The sequence below is a fragment of the Zobellella taiwanensis genome, assembly GCF_003012795.1.
GTDB lineage: Bacteria > Pseudomonadota > Gammaproteobacteria > Enterobacterales > Aeromonadaceae > Oceanimonas > Oceanimonas taiwanensis.
Genome location: NZ_PXYH01000002.1, coordinates 16,479 through 37,885, shown reverse-complemented (window position 1 = coordinate 37,885; position 21,407 = coordinate 16,479). Strand labels below are relative to the sequence as shown.

Below are 21,407 nucleotides of genomic sequence, written 5' to 3'. Positions count from 1 at the left end.
GGTACAGGTTTGTTATTCCTGATTGGCGTTGATGTAATCAATCGCAGCTTGAACGGTGGTGATTTTTTCCGCTTCTTCGTCAGGAATTTCGGTGTCGAATTCTTCTTCCAGAGCCATTACCAGCTCAACTGTGTCCAGGGAATCAGCGCCCAGATCATCAACGAAAGAGGCTTCGGGTTTGACTTCTTCTTCCTTAACGCCCAGTTGCTCAACAATGATTTTCTTTACGCGTTCTTCGATGTTGCTCATGACCAGTATTTTCCTTTAGAAATACGCAAGTGCGTGTCGTTGCGGTAGTGTATTAAATTAACCGCAGTTTGCAAGCCTATTTGAGGCTGGTCTAACCAGAATTTATGCCAAAAATGCGGCAATTTCCGTCAAATAGGTGCCAACTGCGGGGATTTTCATCACACCATGTACATGCCGCCGTTCACGTGCAGGGTTTCGCCGGTGATGTAGCCGGCGTCTTCCGATGCCAGGAAGGCAACGGCGGATGCAATCTCTTTGGCATCACCCAGACGCTGTGCCGGAACCTGTGACAAGATAGCGGCTCGTTGCTCGTCATTCAATGCGCGCGTCATGTCAGTTTCAATAAATCCGGGCGCCACCACATTTACGGTGATGCCGCGGGAGGCCACTTCCCGGCCCAGGGACTTGCTGAAGCCGATCAGACCCGCCTTGGCGGCGGCATAGTTGGCCTGACCGGCATTGCCCATGGTGCCCACGACGGAGCCGATGGTGATGATGCGGCCAAAGCGCTTTTTCATCATGGCGCGCAGCACCGCCTTGGACAGACGGAACACCGAGGTCAGGTTGGTGTCCAGGATGTCCTGCCATTCCTCGTCCTTCATCCGCATCATCAGGTTGTCGCGGGTGATGCCGGCGTTGTTGACCAGAATATCGATATCGCCGAAGCGCTGCTTGATGGTATCCAGCAGCTGGTTCATGGACTCTGCATCGGTGACGTTCAGTACCAGGCCGGCGCCGTTTTCGCCCAGATAGGCGCTGATCGCCTCGGCGCCCTTTTCGCTGGTGGCGGTGCCGATGACGGTGGCGCCACGAGCAGCAAACAGTTCGGCGGTGGCCCGGCCAATGCCCCGGCTGGCCCCGGTGACCAGCACCACTTTACCGGAAAAACTCATAATGACTCCTTTAAACCGTGGGGAGGATGGTGGCGAAAAACACGCCGACTCGCCGTAGACCCATCCCTGGGGACTCGACGGCGCCATCCATGGCGCCAACGGTCGGCTTAGTTTCTCTCCACCATCCTTTATCGCATTACGTCGCTTGCAGGAGCCGGGAAAGCCCGTCTCCGTACCTCATTAACCCTTGACGGCGGCCAGCGCCTGCTCCAGGCCGGCGTCGTCGTTCACCGCCAGGCCCTCGACCCGCTTGTCGATGCGCTTGGCCAGGCCAGTCAGCACCTTGCCCGGACCCACTTCCAGCAACCGGGTCACGCCCTGCCCGGCCATGGCCTCTACCGTTTCGGTCCAGCGCACCGGGCTGTACAGCTGGCGCACCAGGGCATCCTTGATGGCGGCGGGATCGGTCTCGGCCTGGACGTCGACGTTATTGATCACGGGCACGACCGGCGTCTTGAAGCTCATCCCGGCCAGGGTTTCGGCCAGCTTTTCGGCCGCCGGACGCATCAGGGCGCAGTGGGACGGCACGCTCACCGGCAGCGGCAGGGCGCGCTTGGCGCCGCTTTCCTTCATCAGGGCATTGGCCCGCTCCACCGCCGCCTTGTGACCGGCAATCACCACCTGGCCCGGGGAGTTGAAGTTCACCGCCGATACCACCTCGCCTTCGGCGGCTTTTTCACAGTTGGCGATGATGGTGTCGTTGTCCAGCCCGATAATGGCGGACATGGCACCGGTGCCTTCGGGCACGGCATCCTGCATCAGTTGGCCGCGCAGCTCCACCAGCCTGACGCCGTCATCCAGCGACAGCACACCGGCGCAGACCAGGGCGGAGTACTCGCCCAGGCTATGGCCGGCCATCACCGCAGGCTGTGCCCCGCCCTGCTGCTGCCACAGCCGCCACAGGGCGACGGAGGCGGTCAGCAGCGCCGGCTGGGTGCGCCAGGTCTTGTTCAGCTCTTCCGCCGGACCGCTCAGCACCAGCTCCGCCAGATCGTACCCCAGGGCCCGGGAGGCCTCGGCAAAGGTCTGTTTGACGATATCATGCTCGGCCAGCACGCCCGCGAGCATGCCCACCGCCTGGGATCCCTGTCCGGGAAAGGTAATGGCAAAAGTCATGGTGTTTCCTTCTTTAATAACGAACCAGGGCCGAGCCCCACGCAAAGCCGCCGCCGAAGGCCTCCAGCAGGATCAGGTGACCACGCTGGATACGGCCGTCGCGCACCCCTTCGTCCAGGGCGATGGGCACGCTGGCGGCGGAGGTGTTGCCGTGCTTGTCGAGGGTCAGGATCACCCGCTCGAGCGGCATGTTCAGCTTGCGGGCGGTAGCGTTGATAATGCGGTAATTGGCCTGGTGCGGCACCAGCCAGTCCAGCTCGGACTTGTCGATGCCGTTGGCTTCCAGGGTCTGCACCACGATGTCGCTCAGCCGGGATACCGCCACCTTGAACACCTCGTTGCCCTTCATGTGCATGTAGGCGTTCATGTCCTCGCCGGTCATGCCCCGCTGGCGGTGGGGCAGCTTGAGCAGCTCGCCATAGGCGCCGTCGGCGTGCAGGTGGGTGGAAAGGATGCCCGGCTGCTCGCTCGCGCCCAGCACCACGGCACCGGCGCCATCGCCGAACAGGATGATGGTGGAGCGATCTTCCGGATCACACATGCGGGACAGGGCATCGGCCCCGATCACCAGCACATGGCGCGCCTGGCCTCCGCGGATAAACTGATCCGCCACGCTCAGGGCGTAACTGAAGCCGGCACAGGCGGCGGCGATGTCGAAGGCCGGAATGCCGGGCACTTCCAGCATGGCCTGGACTTCGCAGGCGGCAGCCGGAAAGGCATTGTCGCCGCTGGTGGTGGCCAGCACTATCATGTCGAGCTGGCTGGCCGCGATGCCGGCGGCGTCCAGCGCCCTGAGCGCGGCACCATAGGACATGGTGGCCACGGTTTCCTCCGCGCCGGCAATGCGCCGCTCGCGGATACCGGTACGTTCCACAATCCAGTCGTCGCTGGTGTCGACCATTCTCTCCAGGTCGGCATTGGTACGTACCGCCTCTGGCAGGTAGCTGCCAGTTCCCAATATTCTGCTGTTCATAGGCGTTATCTTGCGTGACTGTCCTGAGGGGCAGTATCGAAACGATGCGCGATGCTTGCGGGCAGATGATGTTCCACTTCGGCAACAGCCTGCAAGATCGCATTCAAGAAGGCGGGTGAGCCGGCACTCCCGTGGCTCTTGACCACACTGGCGCGTAATCCTATCAGACTGGCGCCGTTATACTGGTCGGGGTTCAGATGGGAAAGCCTTTTTTTTAACCAAAAAGTCAGCATTTTCCACAGCAGTCCGCGCCGGCGTCCGGCACCAAGCAACAGCCTGGCCACGCCTTCGCTGGTTTTGAGGGCCACATTGCCGACAAAACCGTCGCACACGATGACATCGGCCCTGCCGGAGAACAGGTCGTCCCCTTCCACATAGCCTACGTAGCGAAAATCGGCCATCGCCGCCAGCTGTCTGGCCGCCTGGCGCACCGCTTCCGTGCCCTTGTTCGCTTCCGCCCCCACATTGAGCAGGGCCACCCTGGGTGCGGGCTGCGCCAGCAGATGGCGCGACGCCTGCTCGCCCATCAGCGCGAACTGGACCAGTTGTCCGGCGTCGCAGCTGACATTGGCGCCCACGTCAAGCAACAGGGCATAGCCGCCGTTGTTTTGGGGCAGGCGGGTGATCAAGGCCGGCCTGTCCACTCCCGGCACGCGGTCCACTACCTTCATCGCCATGGCCATCAGGGCGCCGGTGTTGCCGGCACTGACGCAGGCAGCCGCCTCTCCCCTCGCCAGGGCGTCCAGCGCCCGGCGCATGGAGGAGTCGGTCAGGTGGCGCAGGGCGTAGGCCGCCTTGTGCTCATTGTCCACCAGCTGGGAACAGTGATACACCCGCACCCGCGGATGGTCGGACAGGCCAACGCGTTGAAGCCAGGGAGAAAGCACCGGTTGCGGGCCGAACAACAGCAAATTGAGCCCGGGCAGAAGCGACAGTGCCTGCGCGGCGGCAGGCACTGTGATTGAGGGGCCATGATCGCCCCCCATCATATCTAACGCAACGGTCAGCTGCGACAAAAGGCAACCCTTACTTGGCGATTACCTTTTTGCCACGGTAGAAACCGTCGGCAGTCACGTGGTGACGACGATGGATTTCACCGGTGGTTTGATCCACGGACAGCGCAGCAGTGCTCAGGGCATCGTGGGAACGACGCATACCACGCTTAGAACGGGTTTTACGGTTCTGTTGTACGGCCATTTGACCTCACTCCTAAATCAGTTACTTACGTTTCAATTCTTCCAGAATCGCGAAAGGATTCGGACGCTCCTCGGTAGCGGGAATGTCACCAAAGCTCAGGTCGTACTTGCCCTCGGCGCACTGCTCATTCTCATGGGCAGGCACCAGCGGCAGGTTGAGGATAAGTTCGTCCTCAATGATCTGAACCAGGCTGATTTCACCAAACTCATCCACCTCGAAAGTGTCGTAGGCTTCCGGCAAGTCCGGTGCCTCGGCGTCTTCACGCAGGGGCGTGTATGTAAACTCGGACTCTATAGCGGTATCAAACAGCTCATTGCATCTTTGGCACTGGAGCGTCACCTGTGCACGGGCCTGGCCCGACATCACGCGCAACCCCTGGGCATCTGTACCAAAGCTCAGAGACACGTCAATATCACCATGGATACCTTGGGTCGACTCCGCCAGTCTGGGCATCAGTGCCGCGGCAAAGGCACCTTGATAGTCAAGGCGCTTGAGCGCGCAGCGGACGGGATCAACCTTAATGGGCAACTTTACCTTTTCCATAAGGCGCGCATATTATAGCGACAACTCACGGGAGTCAAAGGGAAAAAGCCCCCGGACATCAATCGGGCCGGCCCCGCTCCCCCGCCGCTCGCAAGGAATACCATGACCGACCTTATACTCGCCTCCTCCTCTCCCTACCGCCGGCAACTGCTGGAGAAACTGGGCCTCACATTTCGCTGCCAGAGCCCGGATATCGACGAGCACCCCCTGCCCGGGGAGGACGCCCCAGACCTGGTACGTCGGCTGGCAGAGCAGAAAGCCCGGGCGGTGGCGGCAGGCTGTCCGCAAGGACTCATTATCGGCTCGGATCAGGTCTGCGTACGGGACGGGCTGATCCTCGGCAAGCCCGGCACCCGGGAGCGGGCACGGGAGCAATTGCTGGCCGCGTCCGGCCGCCAGGTGACCTTTTATACCGGCCTGGCCGTACTGGATGCCGCCAGCGGTGTCCAGCACAGCCTGGTGGAACCCTTTTCGGTGCAGTTTCGACCCCTGAGCGAGGCCCAGGTGGAGCGCTACCTGGAGCGGGAACCGGCCCTCGACTGCGCCGGCGCCTTCAAGTGCGAGGGCCTTGGCATCAGCCTGTTCGAACGGATGGAAGGCCGGGATCCCAACAGCCTGGTCGGCCTGCCGCTGATCGCCCTGGTGGAATTGCTGGGCCGTTTCGGGGTGGACCTGCCCTGAGCGGGAAGAAACTCTTGGAACAGAAGCCCGGGTTGTCAAGCGACTCGGACGGCTTCCGGCTTCAAGCTGATCGCTTACGGCCCTGCCTGCCGGACGGTTACAGCCAGCGCGGCAGCTGGCGAATATCGTCAATCAGGGTTAACGGTGTATGTTGGCATAATAGATCCCGGCCATGAACGCCATAGGTAACACCTATCCTGTCCATGCCGATGGCTTCGGCCATGGCCAAGTCGTAACTGGAGTCCCCCACCATCACCGCCTGGTCCGGTGTCAGCCGCAGCTCATCCAGGATCTGCTCCAACATCAGCGGATGGGGCTTGGAACGGGCCTGGTCGGCGCCGCGCAGGGCATGAAAATAGCGGCCGAGACCGGTTTCCAGCAGCACCCGATCCAGTCCTTCCCGCGCCTTGCCAGTGGCCACCGCCAGCCGGTAGCCGCTCTGGTGCAGGCCGGCAACGGTGTCGGCGGCGCCCGCGAACAGGGGCGACGGCGTGTGATCCCGCTCCAGGTAGTGGCGACGATAGCTGGCCAGCATGGCATCGGCACGGGCCGGCGCCAGCGGGCCGAACAACAGGGGGAACGCGTCGCTCAGGCTGAGCCCGATAATATGGCGCACCGCCGCCGCCTCGGGCACCGGCAGGCCGCAGTCAAGCGCCGCGGCCCGCATGCAGGCCACAATACGCGCCACCGAATCCATCAGGGTACCGTCCCAGTCAAAAATCACCAGTTGGTACTTCATCAGCCGGCCATTCTCGTCAGTAGTTTTTTGAGGGCCGGCTCCAGGGGCGCTTCCAGGGTCATGGTTGCTTCCTTACCGGGATGGAAGAAGCGAATGCGGCAGGCATGCAGAAACAGCCGCGCCAGCCCTTGCGCCCGCATTTTTTCATCAAACTGGCGATCGCCGTACTTGTCGTCCCCGGCAATGGGGTGGCCCGCATGCAGGCTGTGCACACGAATTTGATGGGTACGGCCGGTGACCGGGCTGCATTCCACCAGGGTTGCGCCCTCAAACTTCTGCACAATGCGAAAACGGGTTTCCGAGGGTTTGCCGTCCCGGTCCACCTTCACGATGCGCTCCCCCGAGGCCAGCTCGTTTTTCTTCAGCGGCGCCTTCACCACCTGCTGGTGCGGCTGCCACTGGCCGCGGACCAGCGCCAGATAGTGCTTGTCCATGGTTTTGTCCCGCAGCTGCTCGTGCAGGCTGCGCAGCATGCTGCGCTTTTTGGCCACCAGCAAAATGCCGGAGGTGTCCCGGTCCAGCCGGTGCACCAGCTCCAGAAATTTGGTCTGGGGGCGCAGGGCGCGCAGGCCTTCAATCACCCCAAAACTCAGTCCGCTGCCGCCGTGCACGGCCATGCCCGACGGTTTGTTGAGCACCAGCAGGGCATCGTCTTCATACACAATGGCGTTTTCCAGCCCCTGTACGCTGTCGAGTTTCGCCGAGGGCAACTCCTCTTCCCGCTCCGCCACCCGCACCGGCGGCACACGAATGATATCGCCGGCCAGCAGTTTGTATTCCGGTTTGATGCGTTTTTTGTTAACCCTTACCTCACCCTTGCGCAGAATCCGATAAATCAGGCTTTTGGGAACGCCTTTAAGCTGAGTCCGTAAAAAATTGTCGATGCGCTGCCCTTCATGCTCAGCCTCTATGGTGAGCAGCCGCACGCTGTGCTGTTCTGGTTTCATGGCCTCCATTCTAACACCAGCCCACGGCCTTTTGCTGTAAAAATGGTGCCTTGCTAAGGTTGTGGGTAAAGTGTGATAATGCAGGCGTTTTTCGCGCTTTCCGCAACCGGGGAGCGCACCCTGAACACCCCTGGTTATCCGTTTTGTTCGCGACCTTTGGGCTCCCCCCTTTGACGTGAAAGACACCCGAAAATGCGCCTCATGCGTATCCAGCCGGGAGGCTGCATCCATTACGCTAACAGACTCGAGGCCGGTGCCGGTCGGAACAAAAAAGGCCAGCAGGGGGAAGCGACACTGTAGTCACAGTAAAAACCTAATAAAAAAGAGTACTCAATGAAAAGAATGCTAATCAACGCAACCCAGGAAGAGGAGTTGCGTGTTGCCCTGGTGGACGGGCAAAAGCTCTACGATCTCGATATCGAAAGCCCCGGCCACGAACAGAAAAAAGCCAACATTTACAAAGGCAAGATCACCCGGGTCGAACCCAGCCTGGAAGCCGCCTTCGTCGACTACGGCGCCGACCGCCACGGCTTTTTGCCCCTCAAGGAAATCGCCCGCAACTACTTCCCCGCCGGCTACAGCTACCAGGGCCGCCCCAATATCAAGGAAGTGGTCAAGGAAGGTCAGGAAGTCATCGTCCAGATCGACAAGGAAGAACGTGGCAACAAGGGTGCCGCCCTCACCACCTTTATCAGCCTGGCCGGCTCCTACCTGGTGCTGATGCCCAACAATCCCCGCGCCGGCGGTATTTCCCGGCGCATCGAGGGCGACGAACGCACCGAGCTGAAGGAGGCCCTGGCCCACCTCAAGCTGCCCGACGGCATGGGCCTGATTGTACGCACCGCCGGTGTCGGCAAGTCCGGCGAAGAGCTGGAGTGGGACCTCAACGTCCTGCAGACCCACTGGACCGCCATCCAGGAAGCCGCCGACAGTCGCTCTGCCCCCTTCCTGATCCACCAGGAAAGCAACGTTATCGTCCGCGCCATCCGCGACTACCTGCGCCGGGATATCGGTGAAATCCTGATCGACAACCCGGTGGTGTTCGAGCGGGCCAAGCAGCACATTCAGCTGGTACGCCCCGACTTCGTCAACCGGATCAAGCTGTACGAGGGCGACGTGCCCATGTTCAGCCATTACCAGATCGAGAGCCAAATCGAGTCCGCCTTCCAGCGGGAAGTGCGCCTGCCCTCCGGCGGCAGCATCGTCATCGATCCCACCGAAGCCCTGACCTCTATCGACATCAACTCCTCCCGCGCCACCAAGGGCGGCGATATCGAGGAAACCGCGCTGCAGACCAACCTGGAGGCGGCGGAAGAGATCGCCCGCCAGCTGCGCCTGCGCGACCTGGGCGGCCTGGTGGTGATCGACTTTATCGACATGACCCCGGTGCGCCACCAGCGCGAAGTGGAAAACCGCCTGCGCGATGCCGTGCGCCAGGACAGGGCCCGCATCCAGTTGGGCCGCATCTCCCGTTTTGGCCTGCTGGAAATGTCCCGCCAGCGGCTGCGTCCCTCCCTGGGCGAGTCCAGCACCCATGTCTGCCCCCGCTGCCTGGGCCAGGGCACCATCCGCGACAACGAGTCACTGGCCCTGGCCATACTGCGCCTGATCGAGGAAGAAGCGCTCAAGGACAACACCGGCCAGATCCACGCCCAGGTGCCGGTGGACGTAGCCGCCTACCTGCTCAATGAAAAGCGCAAGTCCATCGCCGGACTGGAAAACCGCTACAAGGTGGATATTTACATCATCCCCAACGAGCAGCTGGAAACACCTCATTTCGACGTCACCCGGGTGCGCACCAGCGACGTGGAAGACGTCACCAGCTACGAGCTGAAAACCGCCGTCGAGCAGCCCGTGTACCAGCCGCGCCAGCATCAGCCCGGCCTGCGCAGCGAGCAGCCCGCGCTGCAGGGCTTTGCCGCACCGGCGCCCGCCCCCGCGGCGCCGACCGCCCGCAGCGAAGCTCCCGCCCCGGCAACGCCCCCAAGCGAACGCCAGCCCGGCCTGCTGAGCCGCCTGCTGTGCACCATCGCCGGCTGGTTCAAGTCGCCGGCACCGGTCGAGCCCGCCGCCGAAGCACCCGCCAGCCAGCCCCGGACCTCGTCCCGCGGCGGTGAGCGGCGCGAACGTCCCGACCGGCGCAACAACCGCAACTCGCGTAAACCCCGCGAACCCCGGGAACGGGACGAGGAACGCAACGGCGCCAACCGCCCCGCCGCATCCCAGGACGGCGGCGAACAAAAGACCGAGCGTCCGCGCCGCGAGCGGCGCAAACCACGCCGGGAGCCGTCACCTCAGGTCCAGGCCGAGCGCGCCCCTCAGGTAGCGCCGAAAGACGAGCCGGTGGCCGTCTCTGCCCCCCGGGCACAACAGGCCGACCAGCAAGCCGAAGAGCAACACAAGGAGCTGGTGGTGGCCGAGCGCCGCCAGCGCCGCCAGTTGCGTAAAAAGGTCCGCCTGGATGCCGAGCCGTCCCAGTCGGCTCAGGCGCCGGTCGCCACCGATGAGGCCCAGGTCCAGGAGGAGCGTCGCCCGCGCCGCCAGCCCAGGGCAGACGGCGACAATGCCCAGGAAGGCACCGAGCAGCCGCTGCACCACCAGCGCAGCCCCATGCCCAAGCGCAAGCGCATTAACGAGGACAGCCGTCGCCAGCGCCGCCAGGAAAGCATAGCGGCCCTGGTTGCCGCCCAGGGTGAGGAAAAGTGGATTGCCAACGGCGAGCCGGAGGCCGTGTCCGAGGCACGCCCCGAGCCGGTCGCGCCAGCGGCCGAAACCGTGCCTGTAACCGAGGCTGACGTTGTGCGTGCCGAGCCGGTCGCCGAACAGGCCGGAGCGGATATCGTCCAGTCGGCGCCTGAGCCGGAAGTCGCCCCGGAAGAGCCGGAGGCGGAACAGGCCGAGCCGGAAATCGCCCCGGAAGAGCCGGTGGCGAAACAGGCGGAGCCGGAAGTCGCTCCGGAAGAGCCGGTGGCGGTACAGGCCGAGCCGGAAGTCGCTCCGGAAGAGCCCGAGCCTCTAGTAACGGCCGCCGAAGACGAAGACAAGGCAGAGCCGCAACCGCGCCAGGCCATGCAGAAGCCGGAAGCCGAGCCACAACCGGCGGCCCGGCTGGTTACCGCCCAGCCTGCCGCCGCCCTGGGCCGCTACCAGGCGGCACGCAAGGCTTCGGCGCCCATGACCAAGCCCGGGGACGTGGCGCCCCGGCCCTACGTCAAGCCGGACTATCCTCCCCTGGTACGCCAGCCGGTTGCGGTCAGTGGCCGCCACGGCGGCGCCACCGCCGCCCGCGACCAGGCCTCGGCCCCCATGGCCAAACCCTGATCGACACCCATCAAAAAGGCTCCCGTGGGAGCCTTTTTTTATTGCTGTTTTTATTGCTGTCTCTTGTTCATCTCCGGGACAGGGTGCGGATGACCCCTTCGCAGGCCTCTTCTATCATGTCCAGCACCTGTTCAAATCCCTGTTCGCCGCCATAGTAGGGATCCGGCACCTCCTGCTCGGGGCGGGCGGCATAACTCATCAGCAACCTGATCTTATGCCTGTGCTCGGCCGGGCACAGGCTCAGCAGATCCGCCAGGTTGCTGCGATCCGCCGCCAGGATCAGTTCAAAACGGGCAAAGTCCTCCTGCCGGATCCGCCGGGAGCGGATACCGCTGAAGTCATACCCCCTGGCCTCGCCCGCCGCCCGGGAGCGTTCATCAGGGCCGGCGCCCTGGTGATGGCTTATGGTGCCGGCCGAGTCGATCAGAATATCCAGTCCCGCCCGGGTCGCCTGATGCCGGCAAACCGCCTCGGCAGTGGGGGAGCGGCAAATATTGCCCAGGCAAACAAAGAGCACACTGTTCATGGGTTCCATTCTGGTCTGTTAATAAACAAAAGGCGGCCAAGGCCGCCTCTGGGGTAAACCGGACTCAGAGTCCCAGCTTGTCGAGCAGGCCGGGCAGACGCTGTTGCAGCTTGTCGCCCAGCTCGTCCCCCAGCTTCTCATTGAGCCTTTCCTGCAGCCGCTGGGCTTCCCGGTCCACCTTGTCCTTCAGGTAGCGATCGAACACCTGCTGCATGTCCAGGCCATACCTGGGTTGCTGGTAAGTGCCGCTGATCCGCACCGGCAGGGTAATATTCTTCAGCTCCGACAATTCCTCGCCGTCCTGTCCCTTGAGGCTGCCGACCACGGCGGTGTTGAGCAGCACATCGATGGACTGATCCCGCAGGTTGGTCTGCCCCTCGCCGTGTATCCGCAGCAAGGGCGATGCCATGTTCAGGTTGTCGGTGCTGACCTTGCCGCCGGCGATGGTGAAATCGGCGGTCAGGGCACTGAAGTCGGTTTTCTGTACCGCCTCCTCCGCCGGCAGCGGCTGGCCCTTCACCTGGGCATAACCCCGGCGGATCATCGCCGGGATATTGACCCCGTGCACGGCCCCATCGTCTACCCGCAGCCGGCTGCTGCCGGTCAAGCCAGGCAGCAAAGCGGCGGAAGACAGGCCACGGCCGCTGACATCCAGCACCAGCTCACCCCGGCCTTCCAGGTAGTCGAGCCCGGCCGCGTCACTCAGCAGGGGGCGAACCGCCACCCCGCCGAGTGTATGGCGCATGCTGAAGGCGGCGGGCTGGCGGGTGGCATCCAGGCTGGCCCGGCCGTCCAGCTCTCCGCCGTACAGCCGGGCGCGGATGGGCTCGAACCGGGCTCGGCCCTCGCCCAGTGCCAGCTTGAGCGTCAGCTGTTCCATTTCCATGCCCTGCACCCGCATGCGGTCCGCAGCCAGCTCGCCTTGCACGTCGATACGGGACAGCCAGGACAGATCCGGCTCGGGCGAGGCCACCGACGGCGGCAGGGTAGCGGCCGCCTCGCTGGATGCCGGCGTGGCTCCGGCGGCGCTGCTCTGCGGCCGACCCCATTCCCCGGCCAGCTGGTCCAGATCGAGCAGGGCGGTATGCAGGCTGAAGCGAAGCCGGGGAATGGCCGGGGCGTGCTCCAGGGACAGACTGCCGTCGAGGGCGAGCGAGCCCACTTCGAGCTGCAGATGGTTGAATGCCAATTGCCGCCCGGCGATGTCGTAGTCCAGGCCGCCGCCCAGCCGCAGCTGCTTGTTGCCGGGGATGGCCCGGCCGGTGGCGCCGATCTCCAGCGCCAGCTGATCCAGGCGCAGCCGGCTGCCGTCGGCGGCCAGCCACAGCAGGCCGTCGGCGCGGATATTGGCCTGTACCTCGTCGCTGAACAGATCACCGGACAGGCTGAGTGGCACCGACTCACCCGGGGCGAAACGATCCAGCGCCAGGTTAACCCGGTTCAGCCGGGTCAGGCTGCCGCCCGCCTCGTCCTGCAGCAGCACTTCGGCGTTGTTGACCCTCACTCCGACCAGGCTGACGCTCATCGGTGCCGTCGGCTCGCCGCCGCCGGAACGGCCGCCGGCAGGCTCATCCGCAACGGGTGCCGGCTCGCCGCCACCGGCCAGGGCGCGCAGATCGTCGATATTCGAAACGCCGTCGGCCCGGGTAATCAGGTGCAGACGGGCATTGTCCAGCACCGCCTCGCCCACCTCCAACCGGTTGTCGAGCAGGGGACGCAGGGCCACGTCCAGGCTGATGCCGCCAACCGACAGGGTAGCCCCTTCGGCAAAGCCGGGCGGGTTCATCAGGGAAGTCCGGCCCAGGGTAAAGCCCAGGGAGGGAAAAAAGCGCCAGCTCAGATCCCCCTCTATGACCAGGGTACGGCCGGTTTTTTCCCGGGTCTGCTCAACCAGCACCCGCTTGACCCGTTCGGTGTCCACCAGCCGGGTAAGGGCCAGCAGGCCCAGCAACAACAGCAGCACCAGAGCCGCCAGTCCGTAGAGCAGTTTTTTCATCATGGTTATCCCGTTAGTCCTGATTGATACGGCTGGCGTCCGCTCCCTTCTGGGCCTTGTACTTGGCACTGGCCCGGCTCATGTAGGGCCGCTCGGCAGGCCCCGACATGGTCTCGAAGTTGAGCGCGCCGATCACCATTTTGGGCCGCAGCGCCAGGGGCAGCTTGCCGCTATTGTAGAACTCCAGCACGATGCGCCCGGACCAGCCCGGATCGATACGGTGGGCGGTGACGTGCACCATAAGCCCGAGCCGCGCCAGGGAGGAACGGCCGTCCAGCCAGCCGACGATATCGTCCGGTAGAGTAACGGACTCATGCGTTACCGCCAAGGCCAGCTCTCCCGGATGCAGGAAAAAGGCATCGCCGTCGTTGATGAAAATTTCCTCGCTCATCACCCGGTTGATCGACTCGGACACCTGGGCACTGGGCCCGCTCAAATCGATATAGGGGGCAGTATGATCCTGGAACACCCGGAATTCGTTGCCGAGCAGCACATCCACACTGACACCGCTGATCCGCTCCGGCAGCGGCTCGGGGACGATGCGGATGCGGCCCTCGGCCAGGTAACGCTTGATATCCCGATCGCAAAGACGCATGAAAACTCCTTAAAGGCTAGGTTAGTCCAGCAGCAGGTGACGGATACGCGACTTGATCATGTCGGTGGCGATACGGTTCTTGCCGCCCCTCGGCACTATGATGTCGGCATGCTGCTTGGACGGCTCGATAAACTGCAGAAACATGGGCCGCACCGTTTCCTTGTACTGGCCGAGCACCGATTCCATGGAACGGCCGCGCTCCTCCACATCCCGCTGCAGCCGGCGGATAAGACAGATGTCGAGCGGGGTGTCCATAAAGATGGAGGCATCCATCAGCTCGCGCAGCGCCGGATCCGTCAGCAGCAGTATGCCCTCCAGGATGATCACCTTTTTCGGCAGGAAGTGGATAGTCTCGGAGGTACGGGTGTGGGCCACGTAGGAATATTGGGGAATATCCACCGCCTCGCCCCGGCACAGGGCGCGCAGGTGCTCGGCCAGCAGCTCGTGGTCCAGGGCCCGGGGGTGGTCGTAGTTGGTTTTTATCCGTTCTTCCATGGTCAGGTGGCCCTGATCCCGGTAATAGCAGTCCTCGCTGATCACCCCGATTTCCGCGGCATCCAGCTCCGCCATCAGTTCGTTGTAAATAGTCTGGGCAATCAAGCTCTTGCCCGAGGCGGATGCACCGGCGATGCCGATGATCACACAGCTGCGTTGTTCTGACATTCTGTTACCTGAAAGTGGGCGCGTTACACCAGCCGGGTATAGAGGCTGGTGGGAATGGTCTTGCCGGTAAAATACAGGCCGGCGGCTACCCGGGCGGCAATGTCCAGGTAGGCCTTGGCGATATGGCCCTCGGGCAGGGCGTCCACCGTCGGCGTGCCGCTGTCCATGTGCCGGCAGATATTGACGTCCAGGGGCAGCTGTCCGAGCAGCGGCACCTGGTGCTCGGTGGCCACCCGCAGGCCGCCGCCCTCGCCGAACAGGGCCTCCTGATGGCCGCAGGCGCTGCACTGGTGGTAGCTCATGTTCTCGATCACCCCCAGCACGGGGATGCCCACCTTGCGGAACATGCTGATGCCCTTGACCGCGTCGGCCAGGGCCACGTTTTGTGGCGTGGTGACCACCAGGGCGCCGGTGGTGGGCACCTGCTGGGCCATGGTCAGCTGGATATCGCCGGTACCCGGGGGCAGGTCCACCACCAGGTAGTCGAGATCGCCCCAGCGGGTTTCCCGCAGGATCTGGGACAACGCCTTGCTGGCCATGGGGCCGCGCCAGATGGCGGCATCGTCGGCCCCCACCAGGAAACCGATGCTGTTGGCCTTGATGCCGTGCGCCTCGACCGGGCTCATGGTCTGGCCGTCGTCGCTTTCCGGCCGGGCTTCGCTGGCGCCCAGCATCAGCGGGATGGAGGGGCCGTAGACGTCGGCGTCGAGGATGCCGACCCGCGCGCCCAGCCGCCTGAGCGCCAGCGCCAGGTTGACCGCCGTGGTGGACTTGCCCACCCCGCCCTTGCCCGAGGAAACGGCGATGATATTGCGCACCCCGGCCACCCCCTGGGCTTCGTTGGCGCGGGCCAGGGTGGCCACGTCGATACGGATCTGCCAGTGCACGGCACGGGCGCCGCTCAGCTGGCACAGCTCCAGGTCCAGGGTTTTCAGGCTGTCTTCGATGGCGCTGTCGGCAAAGGGCAGCACCAGGCTGATTTCCAGTGCGTCCCGGTTCAGTTTCAACTCGCGCAAAAAGCCGGCACTGACCGGATCCTGGGCCCAGTGGAGCGGCCGAAAGCGGGCGAGCCGGGCCTTGATAGGTTCGTTGTTCATGGGATGGCGCCTGATAGTGAATCCGGTATGCACTTTAACAAAAAGCCCGCAGCGGCGAAACGGCGGGGGCCGCCGGGAAATCCTCGCGAAGAGTGTATAACCGAAAAAAACTCGGGTAACATGCTCGGTCCACGCAATCGACTCAACAAAATGGACATTATGGCTACCGATCCACGTAAGATTCTCGTTACCTGCGCCCTCCCCTATGCCAACGGCTCTATCCACCTTGGCCATATGCTGGAGCACATCCAGGCCGATATCTGGGTTCGCTATCAACGAATGCGTGGCCATCATATTCATTTTATCTGCGCCGACGACGCCCACGGCACCCCCATCATGCTCAAGGCCCAGCAACTGGGGGTCGATACCGAGCAAATGATCGCCGAGGTACAACAGGAGCACCAGCGCGACTTCGCCCGCTTCAATATCGGCTTCGACAACTATCACTCCACCCACAGTGCCGAAAACCGGGAATTTGCCGAGCTGATCTACGGCCGGCTCAAGGCCAACGGCTTTATCCAGAGCCGCACCATTTCCCAGCTCTACGATCCGGAGCAGAACATGTTCCTGCCGGACCGCTTCGTCAAGGGCACCTGCCCCAGCTGCAAGGCCGAGGATCAGTACGGCGACAACTGCGAGGCCTGCGGCGCCACCTACACCCCGGCGGAGCTGATCAACCCGCGCTCGGCGGTCTCCGGCGCCACCCCGGTGATGAAGCAAACCGAGCACTTTTTCTTCGACCTGCCCCAGTTCGAGGGCATGCTCAAGGCCTGGACCCGCTCAGGCGCCCTGCAGGAAGAAATGGCCAACAAAATGGAAGAATGGTTCGAGGCCGGCCTGCAGCAATGGGACATCACCCGCGACGCCCCCTACTTCGGCTTCGAGATCCCCGACGCCCCGGGCAAGTATTTCTATGTGTGGCTGGACGCCCCCATCGGCTACATGGGCTCGTTCAAGAACTACTGCGACCGCCTGGGCAACCTCAATTTCGACGACTACTGGAAGGCGGACAGCGACGCCGAGCTGTACCACTTTATCGGCAAGGACATCGTCTATTTCCACAGCCTGTTCTGGCCGGCAGTACTCGAAGGCAGCGGCTTTCGCAAGCCGAGCAATATCTTCGTGCACGGCTATGTCACCGTGAACGGCGCCAAGATGTCCAAGTCCAAGGGCACCTTCATCAAGGCCGCCACCTACCTCGACCACCTGGATCCCGAGTGCCTGCGCTATTACTACGCCGCCAAGCTGTCCAGCCGCATCGACGATCTCGACCTGAACCTGGACGACTTCGTGGCCCGGGTCAACGCCGACGTGGTCAACAAACTGGTCAACCTGGCTTCCCGCAACGCCGGCTTTATTGCCAAGCGCTTTGACGGTGTGCTTGCCGCCGAGTGCGCCGAGCCCGAACTCTATGCCGAGTATGCCGGCGCCGCCGAGCGCATCGGCCAGGCTTATGAACAGCGGGAGTTCGGCCGCGCCATTCGCGAAATCATGGCCCTGGCCGACAAGGCCAACCGCTACGTGGACGAAAGGGCGCCCTGGGTGGTCGCCAAGGAAGACGGCAAGGACGCCGAACTGCAGGCCATCTGCTCGGTGGGCATCAACCTGTTCCGGGTGCTGATGACCTACCTGAAGCCGGTGATGCCGCAACTGGCCGAGCGCACCGAGGCCTTCCTCAACGCCGAACTGGCCTGGAACACCTTGGCCACCCCGCTGACCGGTCACACCGTCAACAAGTTCAAGGCCCTGTTCAGCCGCATTGAGGCGGACAAGGTGGCCGCCATGGTGGAAGCCTCCAAGGAAGACCTGGCCGCCGAGCAGGCCAGGGTTGCCCCCACCGGCCCGCTGGCGGACGACCCTATCAGCGAGACCATCGGCTTTGACGACTTCGCCAAGGTGGATCTGCGGGTGGCGCTGATCAAGAAGGCGGAAGCGGTGCCGCAAGCCGACAAGCTGCTCAGGCTGCAGCTCGATCTCGGCGGCGAAACCCGCCAGGTGTTCGCCGGCATCAAGTCTGCCTACCAGCCGGAAGAGCTGGAAGGCAAGCTCACCGTCATGGTGGCCAACCTGGCGCCGCGCAAGATGCGTTTTGGCATGAGCGAAGGCATGGTGCTGGCCGCCGGCCCCGGCGGCCAGGATCTGTGGATCCTGGAGCCCCACGCCGGTGCCCAGCCGGGCATGCGCATCAAATAAGGGGTCATGTTCCCGTACCACAACAGCCCGGTTCGCCGGGCTTTTTCATGGCCGGACGGCCCTCAGAACCGGTCCCAGTAGGGCGGATCCCCGAAATAACCCTCCATAAAGTCGACAAAACACCGCACCTTGCTCGCCATCAGCTGACGGTGGGCAAACACCGCATACAGCCCCATCGGCGCGGGCTCGTGCTCGGCCAGCACCAGCCGCAGCCTGCCTTCCCGTATCGCCTGCCCGGAAATGAAGGTCGGCTGCAGCGCGATGCCGGCCCCGGCCATGGCCGCCGCCACCAGTACATCACCGTTGTTGCTGGAAAACGCGGCCTCCTTGCCCCGCAGCCAGCGCCCCGGTCCCTGCTCGGCGTCCAGCTCCATATAGCTGTAATGCAGGTAGCGATGCCGGGCCAGCTGCTCCGGATGCAGGGGGGTGCCCTCCCGAGCCAGGTAATCGGGCGAGGCGCACATCACCAGCCGCACCGGCGCAATTTTACGGGCGATCAGCGACGAGCTCTTGAGATGGCCGATGCGCAGGGCGATATCGAACCCCTCCTCGACGATGTCCACCTTGCGGTCGTTGAGCTGAAGATCGATGCCTACCGCCGGATGGGCCTGCTGGAAGTCGCTGATCAGCGGCGCCAGGTGGCGGATGGCAAAAGACACGGGCGCGCTGATCCGCAACAGACCACGGGCCTGATCGTGCAGTTCGTCCAGCTGGCTTTCCAGTTCGTCGATATCGTCGAGCACCTGGCGGGCCCGCTCGTGGTAGCGCACACCGGCCTCGGTCAGGTGCAGCCGGCGAGTCGTGCGGTTGAGCAGCCGCACGCCCAGCCGCTGCTCCAGCCGCGCCACATATTTGCTGACCAGTTGCGCGGACAGGTTCAGCCGGTCGGCGGCACGGATAAAGGAGCCTTCGTTCACCACGGTGACGAAGGCACGCATGGCATCCAGGCGATCCATGGGCAATGCTCCAGAACAGGGGACGGCAATTATCAATGATTCATTGTTAATTAATCAACATGAAGCCACTTAGTCTTTTATTTTGATGATAGTACAGTGAGCCCATCACCTGGGGAGGGGCTTCAGGGATAATCATTACAAGGTGACCATGATGAATACCACATTTGCAAAAACACTGTTCGGCTCCGGCGCCGGTTACGCCGCCCTGGTGCTGAGGGTGCCGGTCGGGCTTATCCTGGCAGCCCACGGCGCCCAGAAGCTGTTCGGCTGGTTCGGCGGCTACGGCCTGGAAGGCACCGGCCAATGGATGGCCAGCATTGGCCTGGCCCCCGGCTACCTGATGGCCCTGCTGGCCGGCAGCGCCGAGTTCTTCGGTGGCCTGGCGCTGGTGGCGGGCTTGCTCACCCGCCCGGCCGCGCTGGTTTCCGCCTTCACCATGCTGGTGGCCATCCTCGGCGTTCATGCGGGCAACGGTCTGTTTATGGCCAACAACGGCTACGAATACGCCCTGGCCCTGTTCGCCGCCACCCTGGCCCTGGCGATACAGGGCGCCGGCCGGCTGGCCCTGGACTCGCTGCTGCTGGCCCGGATTGACCGCCGCTAGGCGCATTCCCTTACCACACCGGCCGGCCAGGGGCTGGCCGGCCCATGACAGGAGACTTCCTTTATGCTGGTCAATGGTATCTGGACAGAACGCTGGCAACCGGTACAGGGCAAGGATGAACAGGGCCGTTTTATCCGTCAGACATCTTCCTTCCGCCACTGGATCACCCCGGACGGGCGGCCGGGTCCCACCGGCCATGGCGGCTTCAGGGCCGAGCCGGGCCGCTACCGGCTGTATGTGGCCTATATCTGTCCCTGGGCTTCACGGACGCTGATGGCACTGGCCCTGAAGGGCCTGCGCGGGCTGATCGACGTGATCGTGGTCAATCCCCGGCTGACCGACCAGGGCTGGACCTTCGGCGGCTTTGCCGGCGCCGATGACCGCGACCCCGGCGGCGCCCGCCACCTGCACCAACTCTATACCCGGGCCGATCCGCACTTTACCGGCCGCGCCACCGTGCCGGTGCTGTGGGACATCCACACCGACACCCTGGTCAACAACGAGTCGGCGGACATAGTGCGGATGCTCAACAGCGCCTTTTCCGCCTGGACCGGCCCGGGCCCGGATTTGTATCCACCCGATTTGGCCGGGCAGATAGACGCCCTCAACGACGATCTTTACCACCGGCTCAACAACGGCGTTTACCAGGCCGGCTTTGCCTCCAGCCAGCAGGCCTACGAGGAAGCCTATGACCGGGTTTTCGCCTGCCTGGACGAGCTGGAGTCCCGGTTGTCGGACGGTCGGCCCTACCTGTTCGGTGATCGGCTGACGGAAAGCGACCTGCGCCTGTTCGTGACTCTGGTGCGCTTCGACGCCGCCTACCACGGCCTGTTCAAGTGCAACCGCAACCTGCTGGCCGCCATGCCCGCGCTGCAGGCCTATCTGCTGCGGATACTGGCGCTGGAGGGAATCGCCGATACCGTCCACCTCGATCACATCAAAGCGGGTTATTATTCCATCAAGGCCCTCAACCCCGGCGGCATAGTGCCGGCCGGCCCCGGTGGCGGCTCATCCCCCTTCACCATTCCAGGAGTCTCATTCCATGACCACTGACGTCTTGTATATTTCCCACGGCGGCGGCCCCATGCCGCTGCTCGGTGACCCCGACCACAGCGAGCTGGTGACGGCCCTCACCGAGCTGTCGGCGCGGCTGCGCCGGCCTTCCGTCATCCTGGTGATCAGCGCCCACTGGGAAGAAAGCCTGCCCACCATCACCGCCGGCGCCCGGCCGCCGCTGATTTACGACTACTACGGCTTTCCGCCCGAGTCCTATGCCATCACCTACCCCTGCCCCGGCGACCCGGCCCTGGCGGAGCGGATCCGCCAGGCGCTGGAGCAATCCGGCATACCGGCACGGCTCGACCCACAGCGCGGCTTTGATCACGGCCTGTTCGTGCCGCTTAAGATAATGTATCCCGAGGCGGACATTCCCTGCGTCCAGCTGTCCCTGGTCGACAGCCTGGACGCCGCGGCGCACATCGCCATCGGCCAGGCCCTGCGCGGGCTGGAGCAAGAAAACCTGTTGGTGATAGGCTCCGGTTTCTCATTCCACAACATGCGGGCGTTCTTCGCCCCCGCCACCCCCGAGATTGACGCCGCCAACCGGGCTTTCGAGGACTGGCTGGAAGACACCTGCGCCAGTACCGCCCTCGACGAAAACGAGCGCACCCGACGCCTGGTGCAATGGGAGCAAGCGCCCCATGCCCGCTTCTGCCATCCGCGCGAAGAGCATCTGCTGCCGCTGCAGGTGTGCTACGGTCTGGCCGGCCGCCCCTGCGAGAGCCACCTGGCCGCCACCATACTGCGCAAGCGGGCGGGCATGTTCTACTGGCGCGCGGGAACCCCCGGGAGAGGGCAATAAAGCAGCAGTCGGCCGGGCAAGGGTTGCATTAAGAAAGCGTTTTGCTAGACTGGCCGCTCTTCGATGGTGGCCCCGTTGGTCCTCTCGCATCGAAACCTTGTCGACCTGGTCAGGCCCGGAAGGGAGCAGCCAAGGCGAGGATCTTCGAGTGCCGGGATGCGGCTGGCGGGTGCCACCTCCAATCATTTATCCCCTTTTTTACCTTGTGATACAGCTTCCGACCGCCAAGCGACGCCGGCTATCTGGCCATAGTGGCA

Annotated in this window: 21 protein-coding genes and 1 other RNA gene; 7 read left to right on the top strand and 15 right to left on the bottom strand. The window is 63.6% G+C overall.

The genetic code is table 11. The features are described from left to right. Nucleotides 1-12: 12 nt before the first annotated feature. The 7 genes from acpP to yceD all read right to left on the bottom strand — a co-directional run bounded on the left by acpP (nt 13) and on the right by yceD (nt 4,971). The gene (gene acpP / locus C7I36_RS01530) at nt 13-249 is read right to left on the bottom strand and encodes an acyl carrier protein (protein ID WP_094040981.1); all 237 of its coding nucleotides are present in this window, start codon (nt 247-249) and stop codon (nt 13-15) included. A gap of 158 nt (nt 250-407) precedes the next feature. Next, on the bottom strand, nt 408-1,142 hold the full coding sequence (gene fabG / locus C7I36_RS01525) for a 3-oxoacyl-ACP reductase FabG (RefSeq protein ID WP_106451990.1): 735 nt from the start codon (nt 1,140-1,142) through the stop codon (nt 408-410). Nucleotides 1,143-1,322: 180 nt separating this feature from the next. Further along, nucleotides 1,323-2,258 carry an ACP S-malonyltransferase gene (fabD, locus tag C7I36_RS01520; protein ID WP_106451989.1) on the bottom strand — a complete coding sequence of 312 codons (936 nt, stop codon included), beginning with the start codon at nt 2,256-2,258 and terminating at the stop codon, nt 1,323-1,325. A gap of 13 nt (nt 2,259-2,271) precedes the next feature. Beyond that, complete coding sequence (locus C7I36_RS01515; protein ID WP_106451988.1) at nt 2,272-3,231, bottom strand: beta-ketoacyl-ACP synthase III; 960 nt, start codon at nt 3,229-3,231, stop codon at nt 2,272-2,274. Between the two features lie 5 nt (nt 3,232-3,236). Then, on the bottom strand, nt 3,237-4,247 hold the full coding sequence (gene plsX, locus C7I36_RS01510) for a phosphate acyltransferase PlsX (RefSeq protein WP_106451987.1): 1,011 nt from the start codon (nt 4,245-4,247) through the stop codon (nt 3,237-3,239). Nucleotides 4,248-4,257: 10 nt separating this feature from the next. Further along, nucleotides 4,258-4,428, bottom strand: a complete 171-nt coding sequence (gene rpmF / locus C7I36_RS01505; protein ID WP_106451986.1) for a 50S ribosomal protein L32 — start codon at nt 4,426-4,428, stop codon at nt 4,258-4,260. A 21-nt stretch (nt 4,429-4,449) separates the two neighbouring features. Beyond that, nucleotides 4,450-4,971, bottom strand: a complete 522-nt coding sequence (yceD, locus tag C7I36_RS01500; protein ID WP_106451985.1) for a 23S rRNA accumulation protein YceD — start codon at nt 4,969-4,971, stop codon at nt 4,450-4,452. Between the two features lie 102 nt (nt 4,972-5,073). Here yceD and C7I36_RS01495 point away from each other — a divergent pair, with 102 nt between their 5' ends. After that, complete coding sequence (locus tag C7I36_RS01495) at nt 5,074-5,652, top strand: Maf family protein (protein ID WP_106451984.1); 579 nt, start codon at nt 5,074-5,076, stop codon at nt 5,650-5,652. Nucleotides 5,653-5,749: 97 nt separating this feature from the next. Here the strand turns inward: C7I36_RS01495 and C7I36_RS01490 are convergent, their stop codons facing one another. Together C7I36_RS01490 and rluC are read right to left on the bottom strand one after the other, a co-directional pair. Next, on the bottom strand, nt 5,750-6,394 hold the full coding sequence (locus tag C7I36_RS01490) for an HAD family hydrolase (RefSeq protein WP_219899583.1): 645 nt from the start codon (nt 6,392-6,394) through the stop codon (nt 5,750-5,752). Further along, nucleotides 6,391-7,338: a 23S rRNA pseudouridine(955/2504/2580) synthase RluC gene (gene rluC, locus C7I36_RS01485; RefSeq protein WP_181256264.1), complete on the bottom strand. Its 948-nt coding sequence runs from the start codon at nt 7,336-7,338 to the stop codon at nt 6,391-6,393. Before rluC ends, C7I36_RS01490 begins: the two co-directional genes overlap by 4 nt. Nucleotides 7,339-7,671: 333 nt before the next feature. Here rluC and rne point away from each other — a divergent pair, with 333 nt between their 5' ends. Further along, nucleotides 7,672-10,659, top strand: coding sequence for a ribonuclease E (gene rne, locus C7I36_RS01480; RefSeq protein ID WP_106451981.1), 2,988 nt, complete (start codon nt 7,672-7,674; stop codon nt 10,657-10,659). A gap of 67 nt (nt 10,660-10,726) precedes the next feature. On the opposite strand, the gene C7I36_RS01475 is transcribed toward rne, so the two are convergent. The 5 genes from C7I36_RS01475 to apbC form a co-directional block, all read right to left on the bottom strand. After that, the gene (locus C7I36_RS01475; RefSeq protein ID WP_106451980.1) at nt 10,727-11,185 is read right to left on the bottom strand and encodes a low molecular weight protein-tyrosine-phosphatase; all 459 of its coding nucleotides are present in this window, start codon (nt 11,183-11,185) and stop codon (nt 10,727-10,729) included. Between the two features lie 64 nt (nt 11,186-11,249). Next, complete coding sequence (locus tag C7I36_RS01470; RefSeq protein ID WP_245879998.1) at nt 11,250-13,184, bottom strand: AsmA family protein; 1,935 nt, start codon at nt 13,182-13,184, stop codon at nt 11,250-11,252. 10 nt (nt 13,185-13,194) lie between these two features. Continuing rightward, entirely contained in the window at nt 13,195-13,776 is a 582-nt protein-coding gene (dcd, locus tag C7I36_RS01465; protein ID WP_106451978.1) for a dCTP deaminase, read from the bottom strand. Between the two features lie 21 nt (nt 13,777-13,797). After that, nucleotides 13,798-14,439 carry a uridine kinase gene (gene udk / locus C7I36_RS01460; RefSeq protein WP_106451977.1) on the bottom strand — a complete coding sequence of 214 codons (642 nt, stop codon included), beginning with the start codon at nt 14,437-14,439 and terminating at the stop codon, nt 13,798-13,800. Between the two features lie 23 nt (nt 14,440-14,462). Continuing rightward, on the bottom strand, nt 14,463-15,536 hold the full coding sequence (apbC, locus tag C7I36_RS01455; RefSeq protein WP_106451976.1) for an iron-sulfur cluster carrier protein ApbC: 1,074 nt from the start codon (nt 15,534-15,536) through the stop codon (nt 14,463-14,465). 159 nt (nt 15,537-15,695) lie between these two features. Here apbC and metG point away from each other — a divergent pair, with 159 nt between their 5' ends. Beyond that, nucleotides 15,696-17,729: a methionine--tRNA ligase gene (gene metG, locus C7I36_RS01450; protein WP_106452167.1), complete on the top strand. Its 2,034-nt coding sequence runs from the start codon at nt 15,696-15,698 to the stop codon at nt 17,727-17,729. Between the two features lie 62 nt (nt 17,730-17,791). Here the strand turns inward: metG and C7I36_RS01445 are convergent, their stop codons facing one another. After that, nucleotides 17,792-18,685: a LysR family transcriptional regulator gene (locus tag C7I36_RS01445; protein WP_106451975.1), complete on the bottom strand. Its 894-nt coding sequence runs from the start codon at nt 18,683-18,685 to the stop codon at nt 17,792-17,794. A 151-nt stretch (nt 18,686-18,836) separates the two neighbouring features. Here C7I36_RS01445 and C7I36_RS01440 point away from each other — a divergent pair, with 151 nt between their 5' ends. From C7I36_RS01440 to ffs, 4 genes are all read left to right on the top strand, one after another. Beyond that, nucleotides 18,837-19,289: a DoxX family protein gene (locus C7I36_RS01440; protein ID WP_106451974.1), complete on the top strand. Its 453-nt coding sequence runs from the start codon at nt 18,837-18,839 to the stop codon at nt 19,287-19,289. Between the two features lie 63 nt (nt 19,290-19,352). Beyond that, complete coding sequence (locus C7I36_RS01435) at nt 19,353-20,342, top strand: glutathione S-transferase family protein (protein WP_106451973.1); 990 nt, start codon at nt 19,353-19,355, stop codon at nt 20,340-20,342. After that, complete coding sequence (locus tag C7I36_RS01430; protein ID WP_106451972.1) at nt 20,332-21,150, top strand: DODA-type extradiol aromatic ring-opening family dioxygenase; 819 nt, start codon at nt 20,332-20,334, stop codon at nt 21,148-21,150. Before C7I36_RS01435 ends, C7I36_RS01430 begins: the two co-directional genes overlap by 11 nt. Before the next feature lie 73 nt (nt 21,151-21,223). Beyond that, nucleotides 21,224-21,321: signal recognition particle sRNA small type (ffs, locus tag C7I36_RS01425), an RNA gene on the top strand. Nucleotides 21,322-21,407 lie beyond the last annotated feature (86 nt).